This is a genomic window from Candidatus Pelagibacter sp. (genome assembly GCF_052049995.1).
Lineage (GTDB): Bacteria > Pseudomonadota > Alphaproteobacteria > Pelagibacterales > Pelagibacteraceae > Pelagibacter.
Genome location: NZ_JBNGYX010000017.1, coordinates 1 through 3,903, shown reverse-complemented (window position 1 = coordinate 3,903; position 3,903 = coordinate 1). Strand labels below are relative to the sequence as shown.

The following is a 3,903-nucleotide window of genomic DNA, read 5'->3' as shown; positions in this document are numbered from 1 at the left end:
TTATTTTATTTTAAATAAAAATAAAAATTCTAATATTTACAAAAATGTTAAAAATCTTAAGACATTAGTATCAAGTAATAATAAAAATTTAGATTTCATATCAAATAAAAATAAAAGGCTTAAAGAAAAATTAGAAAAAGCAGTTTTTCTAGATAGAGATGGTGTTATTAATTTTGATGATGGGTATGTTTATGATTGGTCTAAATTTAGATTTAGACCCGGAGTAATTAGGGGACTCAAGAATATAATTAAAAATAATTATCTTATATTTATAGTAACAAATCAATCAGGCATAGGTAGAGGATATTTTAGCGAAAAACAATTTTTTAAACTCCATAAAAGTTTAAAAATGTTTTTAGCTAAAAAAAAAATTTTTATAGATGAAACTCAATATTGTCCATATCACCCAAAAGCAAAAATAAAAAAGTTTAGAAAAAGAACTCAACTAAGAAAACCAGGAAATTTAATGATTAAAAATATTTTAAAAACATTTAATATAGATAAAAACAAAAGCTTCATGATAGGTGACAATCAGAGTGACGAGATCACTGCAAAAAAGAGTAATATTAAGTTTTTTTATACTAAAAAGAATTTTTTTACACAGATTAAAGAAATAAACATGTTAATTAATAAAATTAATTAAATTTACACATCTTAATCAATTGAAATGTAAATTTTTTAATGTATCTAAACTTCTAAAAAACTATGAAAGCTAATTTAAAGATATTGTGTATAGGGTTGGGTAAACTTGGTTTAGTTTTTTCACAAGTACTTGCTGAGAGAAATGGTAAAACATTTGGTTATGATGTTAATAAAAAAATTTTATCATCAATAAAAAAAAATGAGAAAAGTATAGAACCTAATCTAAATAAACTCATAAAAAGAAATAAAAGAACTTTCTCAATAGTTAACACAATTAAAGAGGGGATTAAATTATCAGATGGCGCTTTTTTAGTACTGCCAACTCCTTCAAAAAAAAATCACGAATTTGATAATTCATATATTCTTAATTCTTTAAATAAAATTGGACCACACTTAAAAAATAAAAAAAATTACCTTATAAATATTACATCAACAGTCAACCCAGGTTCATGTGAAATATTTATAAAAATGCTTGAAAAAAAATTTAATTTAAAGCACGGAAAAAATTTCATACTAACATATAATCCTCATTTAATTGCTCTTGGATCAATTTATAATGACATTCTTAAAAGTGATTTAGTACTTATAGGGTCTAATTTAAAAAAAGGTTTTAGAATACTTAAAAATATCTATAAATCATTTTATCCAAAACAACTATCAAAATTGAAGATGTTAAATTTGAAAGAGGCTGAAATTTCTAAAATTGCTATAAACTCTTATATAACAATGAAAATCTCATACACGAACCTATTAAGTCAAATTTCAGACAAAACAAAAAACATAGATGTATCAAAAATACTTAATGCTATAGGTGATGATAAAAGAATAGGTAGAAAATACTTATCTCTTGGCGCAATGTATTCGGGGCCATGTTTTCCAAGAGATAATTTAAACTTTATCCAATATTTAAAAAAAGAAAAAGTTAATTTTTCATTACTTAAATCGACAGATGAGATAAACAATATACAAACAACGCGTTATATAAAAATATTTAATCAGGAAAGAAAAAAGATTAAAAAGAAACCAATTATAGGCTTGTGTGGAATAAGTTATAAGGAAAATACTTTTGTAAACACTAAGTCACCAGCAATGGAAATTTATAAAAAATTATTTAAAAAATATAAAATAATTTTTCATGATGTAAATTATCACGAAAACTTTGAAAAATATAATTTTATTAAAGATCAAAAAAAATTTTTTAACAGTGTTGATGTTATATTCATCTGTTATAAAAATGAGAAATTTAAAAAGCTTTCTAAATATAGTACTAATAAAAATAAGATTATTATAGACTTATGGAATTTTACAAGGAGTAATAATAGAAAAATATTTATTAAAAATATTGGAGTAAATTAATGACGAAAATAAATAAGAATAAAGTAGCTTTAATTACCGGCATAACAGGTCAGGATGGATCTTATTTAGCTGAATTTTTATTAAGAAAAAATTATATTGTGCATGGATTAAAAAGAAGATCTTCCTCCTTAAATACTTCTAGAATTGATCACATTTATGAGGACTTATTTAAAAAAAATAAAAAATTCTATATGCATTACGCTGATCTTACAGATGTATTAAGTATGGAAAATATAATACAAAAATATTTACCAGACGAAATTTATAATTTAGGAGCTCAATCACATGTAAGGGTTAGTTTCGAAATTCCAGAATATACATCAAATGTAAATGCTTTAGGGGCTTTAAGAATACTAGAAATTATAAAAAGATTGAAAAATAAAAAACAAATTAAATTTTACCAAGCTTCAACATCTGAATTGTTTGGAGGGTCTAAAGAAAAACCTCAAAATGAAAACACTAGATTTTATCCAAAGTCTCCATATGCTTGTTCAAAATTATTTGCTCACTGGATAACTATAAATTATAGAGAATCTTATGATATTTTTGCTTGTAATGGATTATTATTTAACCATGAGTCCCCAAGACGTGGGGAAACATTTGTTACAAAGAAAATAACTAACGGTTTAGCTAAAATTTTTTTGGGAATTGAAAATGACCTCAAAATTGGAAACTTATATGCTATTAGAGATTGGGGACATGCTGAAGATTATGCAAAAATGCAATGGAAGATGCTTCAACAAAAAAAACCATCTGATTTTGTTATAGCAACTGGAGAGCAATATAGCGTCAAAAAATTTATAGAGTTTACTGCAAAAAAACTTGGTATTTCTCTAACTTGGACAGGAAAAGGATTAAATGAAGTTGGAATAATAAAAAAATCAATCATTAATAAAAAACTTAAAATTGGTAAAAAAATAATTAGAGTAAACAAAAAATATTTCAGACCATCAGAGGTTAATAATCTTTTAGGTAATTCCCGAAAAGCAAAAAGTCTTTTAAAATGGAAGCCTGCTAGAGACATTCATTCTTTAATTGAAGAAATGCTGGGTGAAGAACTTAAATTATTAAACAAGACTAAAATTCCGAAATAATTTTTTCAACAAATTTTATTTCATTCTCAAGATTTTTTTTTTTTACAAACAATGGTTTGTCGGTAAATTTCTTTAAAAAACTTTCTGATTTAAGATTTTCTATTAAAGAAGCATAATTATCCTTAGTATATGCTATTAAATTAATGAATGACTCTGGATTAAAGTCATAATCAATATTTTGATCTGCCCACGTGATTGGAAGGCATTTACTTAAATACGCATCAGGTACTTTTTCCTCATAGTAACCAGGAAAAAGACTGTTATGTGGGCACAAATTAAAAGCATAGTTTTTCATTATATCTTTTTTATAAAAGTTACTTTCATCATGATGATTTACTTTTTTGTCAAAATAAGGTCCATAACCATTAAATTCAAACTCATTTGAAAAAAAAGAAATTATAGATTTTCTTGGTTCGTTCAAATGACTTGTGAACATACAAAATTTTCTAGGTTTTTTTAAAAAGAATTCTCCCTGTGGTTCTATTAGTTGATCTTGTGAATAATATTCTCCAAATCTTCTACTGTTGAGAGTATTATTGTCCCTGTGAATATCATATTCAGACCAGTCAATATAATCTTTCCAAGAGGGAAATCTTAAATGAGTATCGTCACTGATACCAAGATTCGGCGTAATTGAATAATCATACTTAAATGGAATAGGTTCATAATTTTCGTGAGTAATAAAAACTCTTAATGGATTAAATTTTCTTTTCATCTTATAAATATCTAGATTTATAAAATATTTTTCATTAATTTTTAATTTATTGATAAAACCTTTAATAATTTTTCTCTTTATTGAATTGTTATCATA

The 3,903-nt window shown here is 24.3% G+C and carries 4 protein-coding genes; 3 read left to right on the top strand and 1 reads right to left on the bottom strand.

Translation table 11 applies throughout. The features are described 5' to 3' along the window. The 3 genes from ACTT9Y_RS07045 to gmd all read left to right on the top strand — a co-directional run. On the top strand, positions 1–643 hold a 643-nt coding region (locus ACTT9Y_RS07045; RefSeq protein ID WP_440933651.1), incomplete at its 5' end, for an HAD family hydrolase. A 62-nt stretch (positions 644–705) separates the two neighbouring features. Further along, entirely contained in the window at positions 706–1,998 is a 1,293-nt protein-coding gene (locus ACTT9Y_RS07040) for a nucleotide sugar dehydrogenase (protein WP_440933650.1), read from the top strand. Further along, entirely contained in the window at positions 1,998–3,092 is a 1,095-nt protein-coding gene (gene gmd / locus ACTT9Y_RS07035; protein ID WP_440933649.1) for a GDP-mannose 4,6-dehydratase, read from the top strand. Before ACTT9Y_RS07040 ends, gmd begins: the two co-directional genes overlap by 1 nt. On the opposite strand, the gene ACTT9Y_RS07030 is transcribed toward gmd, so the two are convergent. After that, positions 3,076–3,903: glycosyltransferase family 10 domain-containing protein (locus ACTT9Y_RS07030; protein ID WP_440933648.1), on the bottom strand; the 828-nt coding region annotated here is incomplete at its 5' end. The two genes, gmd and ACTT9Y_RS07030, sit on opposite strands and share 17 nt — an antisense overlap.